Below are 20,675 nucleotides of genomic sequence, written 5' to 3' on the forward strand. Positions count from 1 at the left end.
TCGTTCTGGCGGGCGCCAGCAGCTAGAGCCGGACCCGCTCGAGCTCTGCTCGACGAGAGCCGGTCGGTTCGGCGAGCCGGGCGGCGAGAGCGGCACACTGGTTGCGGATATCGGGAATCGCGATGATCTCCCAGAACGCCGCCCGCGTCAGCGGGCCCACAGCAAAGAGTCGTTGCGAGACCTCGCCATCGCGGTCGATAATGGCACAGTTGCGATCCGTCTCAATGCCGATGCAGAGCGGGTCGACGCGCGCCAGGCCGCGGTCGAACAGGCCGCGTACCGCCGGATTTGGCGTGGCGCGCGGATCCTTGACGATGCCGGTGCAATCGACGACCGCGCCCGCGTGCATGTTGAGGATCCTGGTATCGCCGCGCCGGCGATAGTGGATGCGGGCTCCATCGTCGGTTGGCGCGACGCTGATGACCTTGGCTGCCAACAGGCTAAGCTGCCCTGCATAGATTGCTTGAGAGATGCGGGCCTCGACCTCCGGCGCCATCCGGTGCCGATGCACATCCCACCAGGCGCGGGCGTGTTCGAGGAAGCGGCGTTTGGACGCCTCCGGAAGCTCGTGCCACAGCCGCTGAGTGTAGGGCCGCAAGCCGTCGATCACGCCACGCCAGTCACCCCCCTCGGCCGCATTCCGCGCGATGCGGCTACGGAGCCAGTGGAGCAGCTTGCTGATGCTGGCGCCAAACGGCACATCGGCTTCGTCAATGCGCTGGGCATCGACGCGCCGATGCGGCTTTGCAAGCAGGCCGCGCCGCGACATCGCGATGATCGGCCCTCGATGCCCGTCGCGCAACAGCGACAGCACGTAGTCGATCATGGTCAGTCCCGTGCCAAGGAGCAGGACTGTCGCATCGGCATCAACCGGCGCGGCCGACGGCGGCGCCCACGGATCCGAATAACCCGCGCGGCTGGCGCGCATGTCATGTCCGGTCGCAAGAACGGCGGCATCGCCGGCCAGCGATTGACCATCGTCAAGCGTGACCGTCACCCCGGCTTGGCCTTCGTTGATATCGACACAAGTCCCACGAACGATGGAAAGGCGCTCCACGTCTGCCGGATCGGACGTGTGCTGTTCGAGCAAGCTCGCGATGTAGTCGCCATAGATGCGTCGCGGCACGAAACAATAGGGATCCGGACAATGGGGAACATCGCGCTCGCGCGAGCTAAGCCAGCCCCAGAAATGATCAGGCTGGTCCGGCAGCGCACTCATGTTGGCGACGCGCACATTGAGCAGATGATCGGGATTGCCGGTGTGATAGGCGATGCCACGGCCGATATCCGGGCGCTGCTCGATCAGGGTGATGCGGAGATCGCGGGGAGGTTGATGCAACAGCTGATAGGCCAGCAGCACGCCGCTGGCGCCACCACCGATGATGATCATGTGCCGCCTACGGAGGCCCGCCATGCCGCCACTCCACTGATCGGCAGACCACACCAGGCGTGCGACGCCGGCAATTCATGCCCTTGAATACATGTCGATACGCGACGTCAGGGGCAGGGATGGAGCGCTGACGCCAAAACCTCAGGAAAGCCGTCCGCTTTACTCAGCGGGATCGATACGGCGAGAAGGTCGCTAGCCGTGAGGGCCGAAAAAGAAGAACTCGTACGGGTCTTCGCTCTCATCGGTTCGATCATGTCGCGCAAGCTTGCGACATTTTGCCTGGAACCGTTGAACCGTTCCACTGAGGGAATGAAGCCAGGAAGATATCCGACGCATAGACCCTCCTTCGCACCTAGAGCTCGCTGCTAACGATATCATGCTTTCGCGCCGCTTGCGTTTGAATGTCGACGGTGAGCGCAAGTTTGAAAACGATGAGCTGTTCTGCGCCGCTTCTGAAGAGAGTAATTGTCTTGATGAAGTCACGGCTGAAATCTCATTCCCCATGCATCGGCCGCAATCGCCGCGAACGCTGGGGTTCCTCCGCTTCGCGGCGATGAAGCGTTGCCTGGTGGCTTCGGCGGTGCATCTGAGTTGCACGCGCTCACGGCAAGATGACCGAGCGGTCGATTGCCGGGGCGTGTCACGCTGATATGGTCAGCGCGGGCGGATGCTTCGCCGCAACTCGTTGTCCGCAGGAGCCGGTTCATGACCCATGCCTTTCGCTTCCATCAACCCGGTGGTCCCGAAGTTCTGAAATGGGAAGAGGTCAAGCTCGGCAAGCCCGGCCCTGGCGAGGCGCGGATCCGCCACACCGCCGTTGGCCTCAACTTTGTGGATATCTATAATCGCGCCGGCGTCTACAATGTGCCGCTTCCAAGTGGTCTTGGGAGCGAAGCAGCGGGAATTGTCGAAGAGGTCGGTCAAGGGGTGACGGATCTGAAGCCGGGCGATCGCGTCGCCTATGGCAGTTCACCGCTCGGTGCCTATGCCGAGGAGCGCCTGATACCCGCGGATCGCTTGCTCAAGCTCCCGGACGGCATCGACGACAGGACTGCGGCCGCCATGATGCTCAAGGGCCTCACCGTGCAGTACCTCATCCGCCAGACCTACCGTGTCAAGAGCGGGGACACTATTCTGCTGCATGCGGCGGCCGGCGGAGTTGGCTTGATCCTGGGCCAATGGGCGAAGCATCTTGGCGCGACCGTGATCGGCACTGTCAGCACCGACGAGAAAGCTGCGCTCGCCAGGCAACACGGGACCACACATGCTATCGTCTATACCCGCGAGGACTTCGTCGCGCGAGTGAAGGAACTCACCGCGGGCCAGCTGGTGCCGGTTGTCTACGATTCGGTCGGCAAGGACACGTTCCTGAAATCGCTGGACTGCCTGGCGCCGCTCGGCTTTGCAGTGCTGTTCGGGCAATCCTCGGGAGCCATCGAGCCACTCAATCTTGGTCTGCTGGCCCAGAAAGGCTCGCTCTATGTAACCCGGCCGACGCTCAACACCTATGGCGCGAAACGCGCGAATTTGGTCGCCATGGCGAACGAATTGTTTGAGGTCGTAAGGTCGGGCGCAGTCAAGATCGAGATCAATCAGGCACACCCGCTCAAGGACGCTGCCAAGGCCCACGCCGATCTCGCCGCGCGCAAGACGACGGGATCGACGGTGCTGCTCGTTTAGTCGATTTCGGCGTCCAGCTCGATTGCCCGCTAAACTCTCGTTTCAGTGGCCGATCGAGTTGGGATGGCGTGCGGCTTCGGGAGCTCGAGTGATGGTACGGGCAGGGCAGTGACGGACTTGATTTTTTCCATTGCGAACCGCGACGTTACGTTCTTGAGCGCGATCGCCCCGATCAACCTCTTGTAGAACAGATCGTAGCTTTGCATATCGGCGACGACCACGCGCAGCACGTAGTCGACGTCGCCTGCCATGCGATAGAATTCGATGACTTCGGGCATCGCGCTGACGACGGTGGCAAACTGTCTGAGCCATGCGTCCGAGTGATCATCGCTCTCCACCGAAACAAATACTGACAAACCCAGGCCAATCTTGTTCTGGTCGACCAGCGCGACCTTGCCGGTGATGATGCCCTCGGTCTCCAGGCGCTGAACGCGTTTCCAGCAAGGTGTCGACGACAGCCCGACACGTTCGCCGATTTCTGCGACCGACAACGATGCATCTTCCTGGAGCACTCTCAAGATCTTGCGATCAATAGCGTCGAGGCGGCGGGGGAGCGCCACCGAAATCGGATTGGCTTCGGTCATGCGTAGAACATTCGTTCAAGGGGATCGTTGCCCTACAATGCTAAACGAAAGGATACTCTACGCAAGCGCGTGATTTTACGAAAACGAAGATTGCCTTGGGATGACTTTCTCCGGCTGCGGCATTTCATAGTGGATCATCCGTCCCCGGGGTCGGGGAGCGCGCGGAAGGTTGCGGTCGCTCGGGGATGCTGACGCGGTTGCAGGTGGTGGCGCTGCGTTCTCGTCGTCATGCTCATTCTGGAACGAGCGGAGCTTTGCGACGCAATTGGACAACCTCGAGTGAGGAAAGCGGGCTGTGTTACCGGCTGGGATGCTGCAAGCGATGCGCCAGCTCGGCTGCCAGCGCGCGTCGCTGCACGCCGGACTGTTTGGTTAAGCGCCAAGGGGCGTAAGCGCGCACATGGCGACAGGCATTTCTCCGCGGAGTTACCTGGCGCATCTACAATTCCCTTCCGGTGTGCGTTGTTGGGATTTAATTGCTTTCTGACTGCCGCCAGTTGACTCGACGATCGCTCTCGCGGACACCGACGACTGCTTACGAGGAGTCGACGGAGATGAAGGCGGTTCGCGCAGTAGCCCTGACGCTTGTGCTGGCACTTGCGACGTTGTCACAAACAAATGCGCAGGAGACGCTCCGCATCGGCGCGCCACTTCCGATCACGGGAGCCCTTGCACCGGAAGGTAGCAAGCTCAAGCAGGGCTATGAACTCTGGCTGGACACGGTCAACCAGGCTGGGGGCGTCAAGCTCGGTGACAAACGGCTTAAGGTCGAGCTGGTCTACTATGACTATCAATCAACCACCCCGAAGGCCGTCCAGCTTGCGGAGAAGCTTATCAGCGGAGACAAGGTCGACTTCCTGTTTTCGCCATTCGGTTCAGGCGCGGCCAAGGCGGTCAGCGCAATTGCTGAAAAATACGGCGTTCCGATGCTCGCCTCCAGCGCGTCATCGAACGAGGTGTTTGACCAGGGGTACAAGAACCTATTTGGGCTCTACACCGACAACAGCTCGCTCAGCGAACCGATCGCCGATGTCGTGAAGGAAAAACTCCCAGCGCTGAAGCGCGTCGCAATCCTCGGCCGTAATGACCTCTATCCGCTTTCGCTCGGCAACGAGTTTGAAAAGAGCGCCAAGAAGCGGGGGCTTGACGTGGTCTACTACGAAAAGTACCCGATCGGCACGCTGGATCACTCCTCCGCGTTGACCCAGCTCCGCGCGGCGAATCCGGACTGGGTGATCGTCACCGGCTACATCAACGACCTCATTCTGATCCGCAAGCAGGCAGCCGAGCTCAAGGTCGGCGGCCAAATCTACACGTTGATCAACGGGCCGGCCTATCAGGAGTGGATTGACGCGGTCGGCCCGCTCGCAGAAGGCGTAACGACGGCGAGCTGGTTTCATCCAGTGCTCGACTACAAGAGCGAAGATATATTCGGGTCGACGCGGAAGTTCGTGTCGCTATTCAAGGCCAAGTACGGATCTGAACCAGACTTCACGCAAGCATCAGGTGCGGCCGTTGGCGTCATCCTTCAGCTTGCGATCGAGCGCGCGGGATCGAAGGACCGCAGTGCTGTTCGCGAACAGCTGGTGAGGGGCAAATTCAATACGTTCTTTGCACCGGTTTCGTTTGGTCCGACCGGCATGGCGAATTCCTATCTCCCGCCGGTCTTCCAGATTCAGGAAGGCAAGGTTCAGGTTGTTTACCCGCCTGAAGTCGCCACCGGCAGTTTTCGGACCGGTTTGACACACTAGCGGCTTGGCGACGCTACGAGTCGCTGGATCAGCCGCGTTCTTTGTTGTCGTGGGGGTCGCGATGCTTTGGTTGCAGGTGCTGGTGAACGGGCTTGCGCTTGGCGGATTGTACGCCTGCATTGCCGCCGGCTTCTCGCTGGTTTGGGGTGTACTTAACATCATCAACATCCTACATGGTTCGCTGATCGTGCTTGGCGGCTATTTGGCGTTCTTTGCTCACCTGCAGCTCGGCATCAGTCCATTCCTGTTTGCGCCGATTGCCGGCATGCTCCTGTTTCTGCCAGGCTTCGCGATCCAACGGGTGATCATTAGCCCCGTGATGGCTCGGCCGGTTCTGATGACGCTGGTCCTGACCTTCGGGCTGACGCTATTCCTCGACAACCTGATGCTGGTTGCCTTCACGGCAGATTACCGCAAAATCAATCTTCAGCCGCCGCTTGGCGTGCTTGAGTTCGGCGATGTAGTGCTGCCACTCGACCGGTTGTATGCGACCGGCATCGGGCTCGTGTCTGTCGGCGCCCTATGGCTCGTGCTTCGTTCTACCCAGCTCGGGCGAGCGATCGTCGCGGTGCGCATGGATCGTGATGCGGCATCACTGATGGGCATCAATGTCCGACTGACCCATGCCATTGCCTTCGGGCTCGGCACCGCCATGGCTGGCGTGGCGGGTGCGCTGCTCGCCGCAATCTTTCCGATCTCGTCGCTGTCATCGAGCGGCTATCTCGGCAAGGCGTTCGTGATTTGCGTGCTCGGGGGCCTCGGCAGTGTGCCGGGGGTGGTGCTGGGCGGGTTCGCACTTGGTGTCATCGAGTCCTACGGCGCGCTCGCAGTCGGGCCGGAGAACGCGCTGACGATGTCATTTCTGCTGCTGATCGCGCTTCTGGCGCTGCGGCCGACCGGTCTTCTCGGTCGGAAGGGCTTCACCTGATGCTGCGCGGTGGTCTGATAGGTGCCGCAGCTGTCACGGTGTTTGGCATACTGCTGCTGTTCGGCGACAACTATGCGCTGCGGCTGGGTACGACGGTTGCGATGTATGTCACGCTTGCGACCGCCTGGAACATCATTGGTGGCTTCGCCGGCTATCCTTCCTTCGCGACGGCGGCCTTCTTCGGGCTCGGTGCCTACACCAGTGGAATCGCATTGTCGAACGGGATACCGCTTTCGGTCGCATGGGCAGGTGCGGGCCTCATCGTGGCATTGTTTGCCGTCATGCTTGGGCTGTGCATCCTGCACCTGCGTGGACATTACTTTGCGATCGGAAGCCTGGTGGCCGCCGATGTATTGCGGGAAATCACCAATGTGTGGGTATCGGTCACCGGGGGCGGCATCGGGCTCAATCTTCCGTTGCCCGGTGGCGACGCCGAGACACAAGCGAAGCTGTTCCTTTGCGTCATGTCGGGGCTTGCAGGCGCGGCCTGTTGCGCGGCATGGACCTTGACGCGGTCGCGCCTCGGGGTTGCTTTGCGCTGCATCGCTCAGAACGAGGATGCTGCGCAGGTCATCGGCATCGACACCGGCCGCAGCAAGATCGCGGCCCTTGCACTCTCTAGTCTGTTTGTGGGTATTGCCGGAGCGATCTACGCGTCTTGGACAATCTACATCGATCCGAGCGATGTGTATGACGTCTCGTTGTCAGTGAAGCCGATCATCATGACGCTACTTGGCGGCGTCGGCACGGTTACCGGCCCGATCGTCGGCGCTTTCGCGTTCCTCGGGCTCGAGGAGCTGATCTGGCGCAACAGCCTGGAGTTTCATTCGGGCTTCCTCGGATTGCTGGTGGTGGCGCTGGTCCTGTTCCTGCCGGCGGGCCTGGGCCAGCTGCGAGTTGGCAGCATATGGACGCGGATCCGGACGGTCCTCCCGCCGGAGGCGAGGCCGTGAGATCGCTTCTGGTTCTGGAGAACGTATCGCAGCGATTTGGCGGTTTGCTGGCGCTTGATGAGCTCTCGCTGTCGCTGAAGCAGGGGGAAGTCGTAGGCTTGATCGGTCCGAATGGCGCGGGCAAGACCACATTTGTCAATGTCGTAACTGGCGTTCTGAAGCCCACGTCTGGTGTCATTGTATTCGACGGCCATCGGATCGATGGGAAGAGACCCGACCGCGTCGCCCGTCGCGGGGTCGCTCGCACGTTCCAGATCGTGCAGCCGTTTCCGCACCTCCGTGTTCGCGAAAATGTCGCCGCTGCGGCGCTTTTTGCCGGTGGTGTCGCGAGCCAAGCTGAGGCGTCAAGGGTCGCCGACGAACATCTCGCATTCTGTGGATTGGAGCGCGACGCCGACAAACCGGCAGGTTCGCTGTCGCTTGCCGGCAGGAAACGCCTCGAGCTTGCCAAGGGGCTCGCATCGAAGCCGAAGCTTTTGCTGCTTGACGAGGTTAATGCCGGACTGAATGCCGCTGAAATCGACGAGGCATTGCGGCTGATTGCTGCCATCGCAGCGCGCGGAATAACGCTGTTGTTGATCGAGCATCTGATGAAGGTGGTCGTCCAATCCTGCTCCCGAGTGCTGGTGCTCCATCAGGGACGCCTCATCGCTGATGGTCCGACACAGGAGATAATGAGGGACGAAGACGTCATCGAAGCCTATCTTGGCCGACGTTACGCCGAGGCCCAGAGAGGGGCCGGAATATGACGCAACCGCTGCTGCAGGTGAACGATCTCGCCGTCCGTTATGGCGACGTACAGGTGGTCTGGAAGGCCGACCTCGTCGTGGAGGAGGGCGCGATCGTCGCCATGATCGGATCGAACGGCGCCGGCAAGACGACGCTGCTGCGCGCGATATCGGGCATGTTGCCGCCCTATGGCGGTGAGATCATCTTTGCCGGCGAAATAGTCCCTGCCAGCGCTCCGCCGGAATTTGTGAGGCGCGGCTTGATCCATGTGCCGGAAGGCCGGCGTCTGTTTGCGAGGCTTTCGGTTTGGGACAATCTGATGCTGGGCGCCTATCTGCGCGACGACAAGGCCGCGATCCGACAGGACGTCGAACGCGTCTTTGCATTGTTTCCTCGCCTGCGCGAGCGGCGTTGGCAGGACGCCACCACGTTGTCGGGGGGCGAGCAGCAAATGTGCGCGATCGGACGCGGGCTGATGGCCGCGCCGCGCTTGCTGATAATCGACGAGCTCTCGCTCGGCTTGGCTCCAAGGGTGGTTGACGAATTGGTCGACGCGTTGCGCAAGGTCAATGCCGCCGGGACCAGCCTCCTTGTGGTTGAGCAGGATGTCGCCACTGCACTTGAGTTCGCAGATCATGCCTATATCGTCGATCGGGGGCGAACCGTTGCGTCAGGCACGGCGGCCGTGATCGCGGCCGATCCGGCGGTTCGTACGGCGTATCTCGGCCTGTAGCAGCGGAGGGAAAGCGATTGACATGACAAAGCAGCGGCCGGCCGTCGAATACTATTTCAGCTTCATCTCTCTATGGTCCTATATCGGCAGCCTGGTGTTCCAGGATCTGGCCAAGCGCCACGACGTCCAGGTTGTGTTCAAGCCGATCGATCTCTTGGCGGTGTTTGCCGCGGGCGGCGGCAAGCCGGTGCGTCTGCGTCCCCCGCAGCGCCAGTCCTATCGGTTGGTGGAGATGGAACGCTGGAAACGCATCCGTGGAATTCCTCTGGTGACGTGGCCGAAATTCTATCCCGCCGATCCATCCCTCGGTCATCGTATGCTGCTGGCTGCGATCGGCCAGGGCAGGGACGCAACTGCGTTTGCGCATGCAGGCCTCAAGGCAGTCTGGGCCGACGAACTAAACGTTGAGGATGCCGAGACGTTGGTTAGCCTGGCGAACCACAGCGGGTTGGACGGTGAAGCTTTGCTGGCGCTGGCGGCTGACCCGAAACTCGTCGCACGCGAGGCATTTTTGACACGCGAAGCGATCGAACGGCAATTGTTCGGCGCGCCCTTCTATTTCTATCGCGGCGAACCGTTCTGGGGGCAGGATCGTCTTGACCAATTGGGGGCGGCCATCGCTTCTGGGGCCGAGCCCATTCTGCCGACAATCGTCGCGTAACGCGTTACCATTCGTACCGTAGCGGTGTGCGGGCCCCGGTACCTTTGGGCGCGCCGTCCGGGTGTGGCGAGCGCATAGCGGCATCAGCAACGCAGATCCGCGATCCTCTTTGACGGAAGGGATGCAAGTCCGCTATCTCTTGATGCGCGCTTAAGTTGTCGGAATCTGGGTCTCGACTTTTTATTTTCAATTTGGGAGTGGGCATGCGATCGGGCTTCACCCGGAATGCTGGTCTAATTCTGGCGCGCATCTTGATTGCGACCGCGCCACTCTGGATCTCCACTGCATCTTCTGAACCGGTTAGAAGGAGCGGCTATGCCGTTGGCTCGGCGCAATGTGGAAGCGGTTCATTGTCCTTTCCGCGCATCCTGATCGATATGAAGCGAGGATTTTGCGCTGGGCTTGTCGCAAGCGAAGACGACGGGCTGCAGTTTCCACGATCAATCGTGCAAATCCCCGGCCATGAGCAGTTTGTCGTCGCCGATATGGGAGGTTGGGGCCAGGCCGATGGCAAGCTGCTACTGCTCGATCCGAATGCCACTGAAGGTAAGCGCATCAAGGAAGTGATCACCGGTCTCGAATACCCCTTCGGACTAGCGATAGGGCCAGACCGAAGGGTCTATGCGTCGACCGCCGAGACGATCTTTCGCTTTGATCCCCTGGCGAGCAATCCTCACAGCACCGTCGAGGTGATCATACAGGGCTTGCCCGGCCGCCGAGTGACGCTGTCCGATGGCACAAAGGTGACTGAGAGCAGTCATCCACTGAAACATTTCATCTTCGACAGGCTCGGCCGCATCTTCGTCAACGTCGGCTCGCACAGTGACGATTGCATCACAAGGCCACCAATCACGAAACCTTGCCCGGCCGGCGAAGGATCCTCCCCGCTTGCCTCCGTCTGGATGTTTGTGCCGCCGGCGAGTGGCATTTTCCCGACACTCAAGCCGGCAGATCCGAACCCGCAGCGCGAGATCTATGCACAGGGCCTGCGCAACTCGATGGCACTTGCCGTTCATCCGCGCTTTCCCGATCCCGGCTATGCCTTTCTCCAGGGCGAAAACGGCCGTGACCTGCAGGATGTCTTCAAGCCGAATGAGGAGATCAACGCGCTTGAGAAGGGCAAACATTACGGCTGGCCATATTGCTACGATCTGTCGACCGCGAGCCCCGAATTCAAGGCGGTCCTGCAGTCCGGCCGCTACAAGAATCTCTGCAACAATGCCGCGCTCTACAGGCAGCCCTATTCGCTGTTGCCACCGCACGGGGCGCCGCTCGCCATGCTCTATTATTACGGCACCAAGTTCCCCGAGCTCGAGGGGAAGCTGCTGATCGATCTTCACGGCTATCGCCCGACCGGCAATCGGCTTCTGATCTACGATGTCGACGACCAGGGCTTCCCCAAGCTCAGCCCGTCGCCGGTCCGCTATCACGTAAGTTGCGCCTCGGAACCTACGCGAGCCTTTCAAACCGACGACGGTCTGGTCAAGGCGGCGCCTTACGAGGAACTGATCTCTGGCTGGCACCGCGTCAACGGTGCGCGGCCTCGCGGTGCCCCCGTCGGTATGACCGTGGCCAGCGACGGCGCGATCTGGCTGGTTGAGGACAAGAACCAGACGATCATACGGATCGATCGGGCCAACGGCGAGCCGCCGACTCCGCTGCCTTGTGATATGCGCTCCCAGGCCCAGATCGATGAGCTGGTTTCGTTCGTCAAGGCGGATGCACAGAAGTCCGGCTATCTCACTTCGGTGCGAGCCAACCTGGTCGAGAAGCACTGTGTTGGTTGTCACACGGATTTTGGCCTCAAGGCCGGCCAGAGCGATTCGGAAAAGGATGAGGCCGTCCTGCGCTTCATGCTGGGTCAAGACGGCTGGATGTATCCGGGTGACCCGGATTCCGGAAAGTTGCGGATTCGGCTGCGTGGTATCGGGGCCGAGAAGCAGATGCCGCCAGGTGGAGAGAACCTGCCAAAGACCGAACCCGGCTATGCACGCGTTCTCAATTTTGCGGACTATCTGGTCGGCAAAATGGTTCCCGGCACCCGCATGCGCATCAAGCCTGGCCGGCCTGAACGCGAATTCTTCAGCAAGGATGGCAAGGTTTGCGGCGAAATCCCGACGACCAAGGTCGTTGTGGTGACACAAAAGGACGCCACGGGTAAGCCCGGCTTCAGTCGCTTTTATCGGCCGGCCGACCCCTTCCTCAATGGCGAATGCAGCGACGGCGATGGCTATTACATCCAGAGCAATTTTTTGGTGCCTCTGTAGTGAAATCCTATTGGCGACCTGCGCAACTGCAACCACAGAAGCGCAGCTGTTTCAAAGCAATCAGGCGACGCCCGCCGGCGAGTACACGTTCGGAATTGAGGGGCCGGCCGTTGATCGCGACGGCAACCTGTTTGTCGTCAATATTGGCAAGCCCGGCACGATCGGCAAGCTCGTCATGGGCGCCGCCCGGTCGGAGAAGTTCATCGATTTGCCCGAAGGCAGCGTCGGAAACGCAATCCGTTTCGATCGTGATGGCACGATGTTCATTGCCGACTACAAGAAGCACAACATCTTTGTCATCAGGAAGGGCAGCCTCGAGCCGGAGGTCTGGTTTCACTCGGACAAGATGAACCAGCCCAACGACATCACCATTGCAAGCGACGGTACGATCTACGCCAGCGACCCGAATTGGAAAGGGCGCAGCGGCCAGATATGGCGCATTGCGCGAGCCGCCGATGGATCATCGGAGGGCGAGGTAATGACCGCGCCCCGCGCCATGGGTACCACTAACGGCATTGACCTCAGTCCCGATGGAAAACGGCTCTACGTGAGCGAGTCCAATTCCGGCCAAATCTGGTCTTACGCGGTCGGGAAGGACGGCCTGACCGATGCGGAACTAATCAAGACATTCGAGCCCGACACGGTTGATGGCCTCCGCACGGATGTCGCCGGCAAGATCTTCGTCGCCCGCATTTTGAAAGGTACGATCGCCATCCTGATGCCGAATGGCTCGGTCGAAAGGCAAGTTGGCCTCGGCGGCAAGGAGCCGACCAACCTCGCGTTCGGCGGCAGCGACGGCAAGACCGTCTTTGTCACCCAACGCCAAGGTGGCTACATCGAAACGTTCCGCACCGATCAGGAGGGCCGTGAGCACTGCCTTCAGCACGGCCGTTGTTAGCCGTGAACAGGTGCCGTCCTTGGACAGATCCAGAGAGGGGGGAGGCGAAATGTATCCAATCTATCCAGGTGGGCTCCATGCAGCTGGTAGGTGCACGGATACGGTCACATTTTGATCGTGGTGCTTATTGAATAACAGTATGTAATTTATAACCTTCTTCGGGTGATGGCCGCGCCGCGAGAACTTGCCATCGATTGTTTGGATACCAAGATTGACTTTTGGATACATTTTGATCAACTTCCTCCCATAACAAAACCAACCTTGGGAGGACCCGGTGACCGGCAGTTCGGGCGCGCGCGGGCCGAAATTGACGCAGACGACGGCCGTGCTGGCGATGTGCGCGGTCCTCATCGCCGTTTTCTCGATCTTCCTGAACGGCTTCCTCACTCTCGGCAATTTGTTCGCGCTGGCGCGCAACATCTCCATTCTCGGCATCCTCGCGCTCGGCATGGCAGTCGTTGTGATCGGGCGTGGACTCGATCTGTCGCAAGTTGCCTCCTTCGCCGCTTCGACTGCGATCGCGATCATTCTGATGAATTCCGGTTACGCGACGCCGGTCGCACTCTTGATCGGTTTCGTGATGGCGATCGCTATCGGTGTCCTGAATGGGTTTCTGATCTCGGTGGTCGAGATGCCGCCGCTGCTCACGACTCTGGCGTCGAGCCTTGCGGTGCTTGGGATCGTCCGCACCACCGCGGTGCAGCACTACGTCGTCTATCTTTCCAGAGGGCATGACGAATTTTTGCGGCTCGGCGGAAACATCTGGGGCGGCGTCCCGATCTCGATCCTGATCTTCGCGGCTACCGCGGTCGTCGTGCATCTGTTCCTGTCGCGCACCGTGATCGGATGCTTCGTCTATGCTCACGGCGACAATCCAGACGCCGCGCGCCAGACCGGTCTGCCGACCCGTCCGCTGACCATGATCGAATACGCGCTGTGCGCTGCGATCGGCTATATCGGCGGTGTCGTGATGGTCGCGCAGACGGCGCTGATGCATCTCCAGGTCGCGGAATCGACCATCATTTTCGACGTCATCATGGTGGTCGTGCTCGGCGGAGTCAGTCTCGTCGGCGGCCGCGGCAACGTGATGAGCGTCATCGCCGGAACGCTGCTGATCGGCGTGCTGCTGAACGGCATGACCATCATGGATATGGACGTGCAGACCCAGAACATCGTCAAGGGAATCGTGTTGCTGATCGCGATCCTGCTCGATTCCCGGCTGCATCCGCGCGACGAGGAGACGTCGAAGCAGGGCGACTAAAGCTCTGCATCATCAACGGGCCGCAATAATCGGCCGATAAAACGGGAGGAAGAAACATGACGAGAGCAGTGCACAGAAGGGTGTTCGCCGGCATCGGGCTGGCGGCGTCGGTGGTTATCGCCGCGCTGGTGGCGGCGCCATCGCAAGCGGCCGGACCACGCGACCAGTTGCGTGAGAAGTTCGACAAGGCGCTCAAGGGAAAAACGGTTGCCTGGTCGCCCGTCTGGATGGGCGTTCTGGAATCCGAATGGACGCGCGTGATGAAGGATCGCTTCGACGATTACGGCATCAAGCTCATTACGCGCGACGCCAACATGAAGTCCGACATCCAGCTGCAAACCGTCAGCGACTACATCAACGAAAAGCCCGACGTGCTCGTGGTCCAAAATCCGAACGTCACGCTGCTCGCCAAGGAGCTCAAGCGTGCTATGGACGCCGGCATCTATGTCGTGCAGGTCAACATGGCGTCGAACACCCTGAGCGACGCCTATGTTGGCGTCGATGCCAAGGATCTCGGCACCAAGATCGCGCGCGAAGTGATCAACCAGTGCGGCGGTGGCAAGGGCTCGGGTGAAATCGCGATCCTTGAGGGCGAGGCGACCGCGGCCTATTCGCTCGACATGAAAAACGGCGCCATGGAGGTGTTCAAGACCGATCCATCGATCAAGGTCGTGTCGTCGCAGCCGACAAGCTGGGACGCCAACAAGGCCGGCGATATCACGACAACCGTGTTGCAGCAGCATCCCAAGCTGTGCGGGATTCTCAGCGTGTGGGGGCCGCAGACTGCGGGCGCGGCGCAGGCGATCAAGGCGGCGAACATGGGCGACAAGGTAAAGGTGTTCGTCGCCAGCGACGGGCAGCCCGCGGATTGCGATCTGCTGGAGCAGGGCGCGTTCTCCGCAAATCTGTCGTATCGCGCAGACGTGCAGGGGCAGACCATAGCAGACGCGGTGATCGCGCTCTTGCAGAGCGGCGACAAGCCGGGCGCGAAGAACGTGGCCTATTACACGACCCCCGCCTGGGTGAAGTCGAAGGACGATCGGATGTACTGCTTCAGCATCCCGAAGGACGCGAAGTAAATCGTTCCGGCGCCCGCGCCCATTGCGGCGCGGGCAGGCTGGAGTGCCGATCCCATTCCCTGCGTCGTCCCCGCTGTTCGGCTGCCTCCGCGCCGAACCCGCCGGAGTCTGTTGATGAAAAGCCTGCAACGAGCCTGGCATCGCCATTCGCCCCAGTTGTTCCTGGGCGAGCTGCTTGAGAAGCGGTGGATGGAGCCGATCATTCCATTCACGCTCACGATCGCGGTGTTCCTGGCCTTCGCGGTGATGATCCCACGTTACCTGACAGCGGGCAGCCTTCAGGAGCTGATGCGGAATTTCGCTGAGCAGGGGATGGTCGCCGTCGCGATGGCCTTCTCCGTGCTGTCGGGCGGCATCGACCTGTCGGTCGGCGCGGTATTCGCGATGTCGAACTTCCTTGCGCTCTATCTCTATCTCATTGTCGGGCTGCCGCTGCCGGTGACGATCGTGCTGGTCATCCTGTTCGGCGCGGCGATGGGCGCGATCAACGGCGGCCTGATCGCTTACGGCAAGACCCGGCCATTCCTCACAACCCTGGTCGTCCTCATCATCGTCCGCGCGGCCTACAACAAGGTGACGGTCGCGTTCACGAACGAGCTCGCAAGCATCGATAGCGGGTCCAGCACGTGGGATTTCATGGGATCCGGCAGAGTGCTCGGCATTCCCGTCAACATGCTGGTGTTGATGTTCCTTGCCGTCGGCACGCATTTCTTTCTCACTCGTGTCAAGCCCGGCGTCCATATCATGGCGGTCGGGTCGAGCCGGAAGGCGGCCCGGCATGCCGGCGTCAACGTCAAGCGCGTGCTGTTCTCGGCCTATGTGATGTCAGGATCGGTCGCGGCGCTGGCGGGCATCCTCTATGCCGCGCGCCAGAGCAGCTCGGGTACGGACACCGGCGTCGGCTGGGAGATCAATGCGCTGGCTGCGGTGGTTCTCGGCGGCATCAGCCTTGCCGGCGGCCGCGGTACCATCGCGCGCGCCGTCATGGGCGCGGCGATTATCTTCATGCTCACCAGCGGCATGGTGCGGCTCGGCATCTCCGGCAACCTGACGACCGCCATCATCGGCATCATCCTGCTGCTCGCGGTGGGTTTCAACGTGAAGTGGGTCAAGAACAAGGGCAAGGTGCTGCAGAAGGTCTATGTCACCCCAAGCTGGGTTGACTTCGAGCCGCCGCCGTCGGTCGAGCGCGGCAGCGGAACGCCGTTCGCGGAGAATGACCGGCTGAAGAACGCTGAAGCGATTGCGCTCAATATGATCGAGGGCCCCGAGGACGTCATCCTTGACCGCAAGGACAACCTCTACACCGTCAACCGCAACGGTTCGATCATCCGCTTCCTCGCGCCCGACTACGCCGTACGCGAGGAATTCGCGCGCATCGGCGGCCGGCCGCTCGGGCTGGCATTCGATCGAGATCAGAACCTCCTTGTCTGCATCGCCGGCATGGGCGTGTACGGCGTGAAGCCCGATCGTTCGGTCTTCAAGGTCACGGATCGCACGACGCGCACGCGCACACGCCTCAAGGACGACTCCCGGCTCTATCTGGCTGACGATCTCGACGTCGCACCCGACGGCAATATCTACTTCAGCGAGGCCTCGACACGCTACGAACTGACCGACTGGGCGCTCGACGGATTTGAGGGGCGCGGCAATGGCCGGCTGATTTGCCACGATCCAAAAACCGGCATCACCAGGACTGTCCTCAAGAACCTGACGTTCCCCAACGGCATCTGCATTTCGCATGACGGGCAGTCGGTGCTGTGGGCGAGCACCTGGCTGTGCCAGATCAACCGTTACTGGATTGCCGGACCGAAGGCGGGCACCAGCGAAGTCCTGATCGACAACCTTCCAGGCTATTGCGACAACATCAATCGTGCATCCGATGGCAAGTACTGGCTCGCCTTCGTCGGCCTGCGTACGCCGGTCTATGACCTTGCCATGCGCAACCCTGTTTTCCGTACCCGCATGGTCAAGCAGATCCCCCCGGATGAATGGCTGTGCCCTGGCATCAACTACGGCTGCGTGGTCAAGTTCGACGACAATGGCGTGGTGACGGAATCGCTCTGGGATCCGGGCGGGCTCTCGCATCCGACCATCACCTCGGTCCGCGAGCACAAGGGCCATCTCTATATCGGCGGTCTCGAGAACAACCGCATCGGCCGTATCCGCCTTGAGGGCGCCGACCCCAACTGGGAAGCGCACGTGTCCTATTGGGGAAGGGCCTGAGCCATGTCTCTGCTTGGCGATATCGTCGATCGCGTGCTGTTTCCGAACCGGGAGCTTCATGTCATTCCGGTGCTCGACGGGGCGTTCTCTCCGAACCAGCGGCTCGATCACGCCCGCCAACTCGGCGATGAGATCGAGCGGCCGGATGACATCGCGCTTGGGCAGGATGGCGCGCTCTACGTCTCGACCGGCAACAGCATCCTGCGTTGCACGGGAGCCGATTTCAGCACGCGCGCCGTGTTCGTGACGCTTGACGGTCTCGTCGGCGGGCTCGCTTCCGCGCCGGATGGCAGGCTGCTGGCTTGCGTCTCTGGCGCGGGTTTGGTGGCGCTTTCACCAGCAGGCCGAATCGTCGCGAAACTCGAAAGCGTCGGCGGTGAGAAGATTGCCTGTCCATTGTCGGTCACGGTTGCCCCGGACGGGGCAATCTATCTGACTGATGGTTCGCGCACCAACCGGCCTGAAGACTGGTTGACCGATCTGATGCAGAACCGCGCCCCCTCGGGCCGTCTCATCGCTTGCGATGCCTCGCTCGGTCGAGCGAGCGTGCGCGCAGACAAGCTTGCTTGGCCGCTCGGCTTGGCCGTTTCCAGCGACGGCAACGAGGTGTGGGTCGCCGAGTCCTGGGCGCATCGTCTGACCGCCTTTTCACGCTCCGGCGGCGATAAGCGCGCGATCGTCAAGAACTATACCGGTTATCCGGCGCGTCTCGGGCCGGGCGCGAACGGGGAGATCTGGATGGCTTTCCTCGCGCTGCGCACGCAGCTGACCGAATTCGTCCTGCGCGAACGGGCATTCTGCGAAGAGATGATGCGGACGGTACCATCAGAGCTTTGGATCGGCCCGGCGCTGGACGGCCGCCTCAACCCGCGCGAGCCGACCCAGATCGGCCGCATCAAGAAGCTTGGCATTCAGAAGCCATGGGCACCGCCGCGCTCGTATGGTCTCGTTGCGCGGCTGAATGCAAAGGGCATGGCGACGGAGACGTTACACAGCCGCGTCGATGGTCGGGTCCACGGAATAACCGCCGTCCGAGCACTGGGCTCCCGTGTGCTGGCGGTGTCCAAGGGACGCGATTGCCTCGTTGAACTGCCGCGCAGCCGCGGCGCAGAAGAAGGATGAGCGCCATGGCGGCGGAACAACAGGCAGGAACCCCGCTGCTCCAGCTTGTCAATGGCAGCAAGGTCTATGGTGGTCTGCATGCGATCGATGGCGTCAATTTCGATCTGCGACCGGGTGAAATCCACGCGCTGCTGGGCGAGAACGGGGCAGGAAAGTCGACGCTCTGCAAGGCGATCGCAGGCGCAATCGTGCTGACTTCCGGGGACTATATGATCCAAGGTCGCAAGGTCTCGTTCGCCTCGCCAAAGGAGGCGCTCGAGGGTGGCGTCGCGATGGTCTACCAGGAGTCCAGTCTGGTGCCGTCGATGACGGTGGCGCAGAACCTCGAACTCGGCATGGAGAAGTGGGTCACGGTTTACAGCAAGATCAACATCGCAGCGACCCAGTCGCTGCAATCGATGAACTTCAACGTCGACCCGTTGGTGCTTGTCGAGAACCTCGGAACGGCCAAGCGGCAGATGGTCGAGATCGTGCGCGCAGTGCGCCACAATGCCCGGATCTTCATCTTCGATGAACCGACTGCGTCGCTGACGCCCGAAGAGACGCAGCATCTGTTTCATCTTCTCAACACCCTGAAAGAGAAGGGGGCCGGAATCATCTTTATCTCGCACGCATTGGAAGAGGCGCTCAACATCGCCGATCGCATCACCGTGCTCCGGGACGGCAAGCTGGTCGCCACAATGCCCGCGAAGGACGTTACGCGTGACGCCCTGGTGCGGATGATGGTTGGCCGCGAGGAGACGGCGGCGCAGTACGCGACCCACGGCGCCGATCCGGACGCCCCAAAACCCCATGCGCCGCGCGGCGAGAAGGTGCTTTCGGTCGAGAACGTGACGATGGGGAGCATCGTCAAGAACATGTCTTTTTCGGTGTTCAACGGAGAGGTCGTCGGCATTTTCGGCCTGGTCGGCGCCGGGCGATCCGAGATCGCGCAGATCGTCAGCGGCGCGCGCAAACGTAATTTCCTGCGCGGCGGGATGATCTATTTGCGGGACAAGCCGGTTCGCTATCGGGTGCCGCGGCAGGCGGTGCGCGACGGAATCGCCTATATCACCGAGGATCGAAAGGTCGACGGTTTCTTCGAAACGATGACGGTAGATCAGAATATCTATCTTGGTTATCTGTCGTCGCCGCGTATCAAGCGATTCCTTTACTCTACACGCGAGATGAAACGGATTGCCGACCAATGGATCTCGGCGCTCTCGATCTCGGCGTTGAAGCGAACGCTGAAGATCGTGGAATATTCCGGCGGCAATCAGCAGAAGGTCGTGGTGGGAAAATCTCTGGCGCAGAAACCGACGGTGGTCATCTTCGACGAGCCGACGCGAGGGGTGGACGTCAGCGCCATTCCGCAGATCCACCAGGCAATTCGCAAGCTGGCGGGCGAGAACAAGGCAGTCGTTGTAATCTCCTCCTATCTGCCGGAGATTCTGGCGATCTCGGATCGGATTCTGGTCGCGCGCGGTGGGCGTATTGTTGAAGAAATGGCACGAGCCGATGCGACCGAAGACAAGATCATGTATGCGGCCATTCATTGATAAGGAGGGCCTTTCGTGAGTGCCTATCAGCGACCTCCCCATTGGAAGGATGCGGCGCGCGACGCCAATGAAGATGATGCGGATGGCGGTCGGCTGATGAGCGAGCGGATCGCAAGTGAGATCCGCAGCGCGGTGTTGAGCGGCGAGATGCGGCCGGGCACCCGCATCCGGCAGGAACTTCTCGCGGCGCATTTTGGAGCAAGCCGCATTCCCGTGCGCGAGGCGCTGAAGCAGCTCGAGAACGAGGGGCTGGTGGTGATGGCGCCGAACCGTGGCGCCTGGATTGCGGATGTCGATTCGGAGGAATCGATCGAGATCTACAAGATCCGCGAAGCGGTCGAACCGCTTGCCATCGGCGAAAGCGTTCCGAACCTGACCGACGAGGACATTGAGACGCTCGACCGTATCGTACGCGAGCTCGAGCAGGTGACGACGCTCGAGGAATACATCCAGTTAGACCGGGAGTTTCATCTACGGACCTATTCGCGCGCGCGGATGCCGCAACTGCTGGCGATGGTCGAGCGCTTCTGGAATAGTACGCAGCACTTCCGGCGGCAATTCGTCAGCGAGACCTATGCCAAGGACGGGTTTCCGTTCTCTGATCCCCAGCACGTCCTGATCATGGATGCGATCCGGGCGCGCGATGTCGATGCCGCGCAGGTGCTGGTGCGTCTCCACATTCGGCGGACGCGCGTGGTCATCCAGGCCAAAGAGAGCGGGGCGGCGCAACCGCCCCTTGCGAACCGCGCCGCATTGCGGCACGCGCGTCTCGGCTCGGTCTATCGCGGAAAAAGGTCCAATGACTAGGTTCAGGAATGCCGACGTTGTCGGCGGCAGGACAATGATGGCTGCCGGCATTCATAACCGCAGGGTCG

Annotated in this window: 18 protein-coding genes; 16 read left to right on the forward strand and 2 right to left on the reverse strand. The window is 61.1% G+C overall.

The genetic code is table 11. From position 1 onward, the window contains the following. Positions 1-22: 22 nt before the first annotated feature. Positions 23-1,390, reverse strand: coding sequence for an FAD/NAD(P)-binding protein (locus QDT69_RS22865; protein ID WP_279708729.1), 1,368 nt, complete (start codon positions 1,388-1,390; stop codon positions 23-25). A gap of 376 nt (positions 1,391-1,766) precedes the next feature. Here QDT69_RS22865 and QDT69_RS22870 point away from each other — a divergent pair, with 376 nt between their 5' ends. Together QDT69_RS22870 and QDT69_RS22875 are read left to right on the forward strand one after the other, a co-directional pair. Further along, positions 1,767-2,039: a hypothetical protein gene (locus QDT69_RS22870; RefSeq protein WP_279708730.1), complete on the forward strand. Its 273-nt coding sequence runs from the start codon at positions 1,767-1,769 to the stop codon at positions 2,037-2,039. A gap of 56 nt (positions 2,040-2,095) precedes the next feature. Continuing rightward, positions 2,096-3,070, forward strand: a complete 975-nt coding sequence (locus QDT69_RS22875; protein WP_279708732.1) for a quinone oxidoreductase — start codon at positions 2,096-2,098, stop codon at positions 3,068-3,070. Between the two features lie 29 nt (positions 3,071-3,099). On the opposite strand, the gene QDT69_RS22880 is transcribed toward QDT69_RS22875, so the two are convergent. Continuing rightward, the gene (locus tag QDT69_RS22880; protein WP_279708734.1) at positions 3,100-3,654 is read right to left on the reverse strand and encodes an Lrp/AsnC family transcriptional regulator; all 555 of its coding nucleotides are present in this window, start codon (positions 3,652-3,654) and stop codon (positions 3,100-3,102) included. 554 nt (positions 3,655-4,208) lie between these two features. Here QDT69_RS22880 and QDT69_RS22885 point away from each other — a divergent pair. The 14 genes from QDT69_RS22885 (at position 4,209) to QDT69_RS22950 (ending at position 20,607) form a co-directional block, all read left to right on the forward strand. Continuing rightward, complete coding sequence (locus tag QDT69_RS22885; RefSeq protein ID WP_279708735.1) at positions 4,209-5,405, forward strand: amino acid ABC transporter substrate-binding protein; 1,197 nt, start codon at positions 4,209-4,211, stop codon at positions 5,403-5,405. Positions 5,406-5,466: 61 nt separating this feature from the next. Beyond that, positions 5,467-6,333: a branched-chain amino acid ABC transporter permease gene (locus tag QDT69_RS22890; protein WP_279708736.1), complete on the forward strand. Its 867-nt coding sequence runs from the start codon at positions 5,467-5,469 to the stop codon at positions 6,331-6,333. Next, a complete protein-coding gene (locus QDT69_RS22895) occupies positions 6,333-7,286 on the forward strand; it encodes a branched-chain amino acid ABC transporter permease (protein WP_279708737.1) in 954 nt (317 codons plus the stop codon). The genes QDT69_RS22890 and QDT69_RS22895 overlap by 1 nt, the downstream gene beginning before the upstream one ends. Continuing rightward, positions 7,283-8,035 carry an ABC transporter ATP-binding protein gene (locus tag QDT69_RS22900; RefSeq protein ID WP_279708739.1) on the forward strand — a complete coding sequence of 251 codons (753 nt, stop codon included), beginning with the start codon at positions 7,283-7,285 and terminating at the stop codon, positions 8,033-8,035. The genes QDT69_RS22895 and QDT69_RS22900 overlap by 4 nt, the downstream gene beginning before the upstream one ends. Further along, positions 8,032-8,748 (forward strand): ABC transporter ATP-binding protein, encoded by a 717-nt coding sequence (locus tag QDT69_RS22905; protein ID WP_279708740.1) that lies wholly within the window; start codon positions 8,032-8,034, stop codon positions 8,746-8,748. The genes QDT69_RS22900 and QDT69_RS22905 overlap by 4 nt, the downstream gene beginning before the upstream one ends. Positions 8,749-8,770: 22 nt before the next feature. Then, positions 8,771-9,409 carry a 2-hydroxychromene-2-carboxylate isomerase gene (locus QDT69_RS22910; protein WP_279708741.1) on the forward strand — a complete coding sequence of 213 codons (639 nt, stop codon included), beginning with the start codon at positions 8,771-8,773 and terminating at the stop codon, positions 9,407-9,409. 203 nt (positions 9,410-9,612) lie between these two features. Further along, positions 9,613-11,676, forward strand: a complete 2,064-nt coding sequence (locus QDT69_RS22915) for a PQQ-dependent sugar dehydrogenase (RefSeq protein ID WP_279708742.1) — start codon at positions 9,613-9,615, stop codon at positions 11,674-11,676. Then, entirely contained in the window at positions 11,636-12,574 is a 939-nt protein-coding gene (locus tag QDT69_RS22920; protein WP_279708743.1) for an SMP-30/gluconolactonase/LRE family protein, read from the forward strand. Before QDT69_RS22915 ends, QDT69_RS22920 begins: the two co-directional genes overlap by 41 nt. A gap of 274 nt (positions 12,575-12,848) precedes the next feature. Next, positions 12,849-13,835 (forward strand): ABC transporter permease, encoded by a 987-nt coding sequence (locus QDT69_RS22925; RefSeq protein WP_279708744.1) that lies wholly within the window; start codon positions 12,849-12,851, stop codon positions 13,833-13,835. Positions 13,836-13,891: 56 nt separating this feature from the next. After that, positions 13,892-14,914 carry a sugar ABC transporter substrate-binding protein gene (locus QDT69_RS22930; RefSeq protein WP_279708745.1) on the forward strand — a complete coding sequence of 341 codons (1,023 nt, stop codon included), beginning with the start codon at positions 13,892-13,894 and terminating at the stop codon, positions 14,912-14,914. A gap of 114 nt (positions 14,915-15,028) precedes the next feature. Next, entirely contained in the window at positions 15,029-17,140 is a 2,112-nt protein-coding gene (locus tag QDT69_RS22935) for an SMP-30/gluconolactonase/LRE family protein (RefSeq protein WP_279708746.1), read from the forward strand. A 3-nt stretch (positions 17,141-17,143) separates the two neighbouring features. After that, positions 17,144-18,262 carry an SMP-30/gluconolactonase/LRE family protein gene (locus QDT69_RS22940; protein WP_279708747.1) on the forward strand — a complete coding sequence of 373 codons (1,119 nt, stop codon included), beginning with the start codon at positions 17,144-17,146 and terminating at the stop codon, positions 18,260-18,262. Continuing rightward, on the forward strand, positions 18,259-19,800 hold the full coding sequence (locus QDT69_RS22945; RefSeq protein ID WP_279708748.1) for a sugar ABC transporter ATP-binding protein: 1,542 nt from the start codon (positions 18,259-18,261) through the stop codon (positions 19,798-19,800). The genes QDT69_RS22940 and QDT69_RS22945 overlap by 4 nt, the downstream gene beginning before the upstream one ends. Before the next feature lie 15 nt (positions 19,801-19,815). Further along, the gene (locus tag QDT69_RS22950) at positions 19,816-20,607 is read left to right on the forward strand and encodes a GntR family transcriptional regulator (protein ID WP_279708749.1); all 792 of its coding nucleotides are present in this window, start codon (positions 19,816-19,818) and stop codon (positions 20,605-20,607) included. Positions 20,608-20,675: the final 68 nt, after the last annotated feature.

This window comes from Bradyrhizobium sp. CER78 (assembly GCF_029846235.1).
GTDB lineage: Bacteria > Pseudomonadota > Alphaproteobacteria > Rhizobiales > Xanthobacteraceae > Bradyrhizobium.

What these genes read in the sequence shown, in the direction of transcription:
- QDT69_RS22865 (WP_279708729.1), bottom strand. Translation starts at nt 1,390, where the DNA reads ATGATCATCATCGGTGGTGGCGCCAGCGGCGTGCTGCTGGCCTATCAG.
- QDT69_RS22870 (WP_279708730.1), top strand. Translation starts at nt 1,767, where the DNA reads ATGCTTTCGCGCCGCTTGCGTTTGAATGTCGACGGTGAGCGCAAGTTT.
- QDT69_RS22875 (WP_279708732.1), top strand. Translation starts at nt 2,096, where the DNA reads ATGACCCATGCCTTTCGCTTCCATCAACCCGGTGGTCCCGAAGTTCTG.
- QDT69_RS22880 (WP_279708734.1), bottom strand. Translation starts at nt 3,654, where the DNA reads ATGACCGAAGCCAATCCGATTTCGGTGGCGCTCCCCCGCCGCCTCGAC.
- QDT69_RS22885 (WP_279708735.1), top strand. Translation starts at nt 4,209, where the DNA reads ATGAAGGCGGTTCGCGCAGTAGCCCTGACGCTTGTGCTGGCACTTGCG.
- QDT69_RS22890 (WP_279708736.1), top strand. Translation starts at nt 5,467, where the DNA reads ATGCTTTGGTTGCAGGTGCTGGTGAACGGGCTTGCGCTTGGCGGATTG.
- QDT69_RS22895 (WP_279708737.1), top strand. Translation starts at nt 6,333, where the DNA reads ATGCTGCGCGGTGGTCTGATAGGTGCCGCAGCTGTCACGGTGTTTGGC.
- QDT69_RS22905 (WP_279708740.1), top strand. Translation starts at nt 8,032, where the DNA reads ATGACGCAACCGCTGCTGCAGGTGAACGATCTCGCCGTCCGTTATGGC.
- QDT69_RS22910 (WP_279708741.1), top strand. Translation starts at nt 8,771, where the DNA reads ATGACAAAGCAGCGGCCGGCCGTCGAATACTATTTCAGCTTCATCTCT.
- QDT69_RS22915 (WP_279708742.1), top strand. Translation starts at nt 9,613, where the DNA reads ATGCGATCGGGCTTCACCCGGAATGCTGGTCTAATTCTGGCGCGCATC.
- QDT69_RS22920 (WP_279708743.1), top strand. Translation starts at nt 11,636, where the DNA reads ATGGCTATTACATCCAGAGCAATTTTTTGGTGCCTCTGTAGTGAAATC.
- QDT69_RS22930 (WP_279708745.1), top strand. Translation starts at nt 13,892, where the DNA reads ATGACGAGAGCAGTGCACAGAAGGGTGTTCGCCGGCATCGGGCTGGCG.
- QDT69_RS22935 (WP_279708746.1), top strand. Translation starts at nt 15,029, where the DNA reads ATGAAAAGCCTGCAACGAGCCTGGCATCGCCATTCGCCCCAGTTGTTC.
- QDT69_RS22940 (WP_279708747.1), top strand. Translation starts at nt 17,144, where the DNA reads ATGTCTCTGCTTGGCGATATCGTCGATCGCGTGCTGTTTCCGAACCGG.
- QDT69_RS22945 (WP_279708748.1), top strand. Translation starts at nt 18,259, where the DNA reads ATGAGCGCCATGGCGGCGGAACAACAGGCAGGAACCCCGCTGCTCCAG.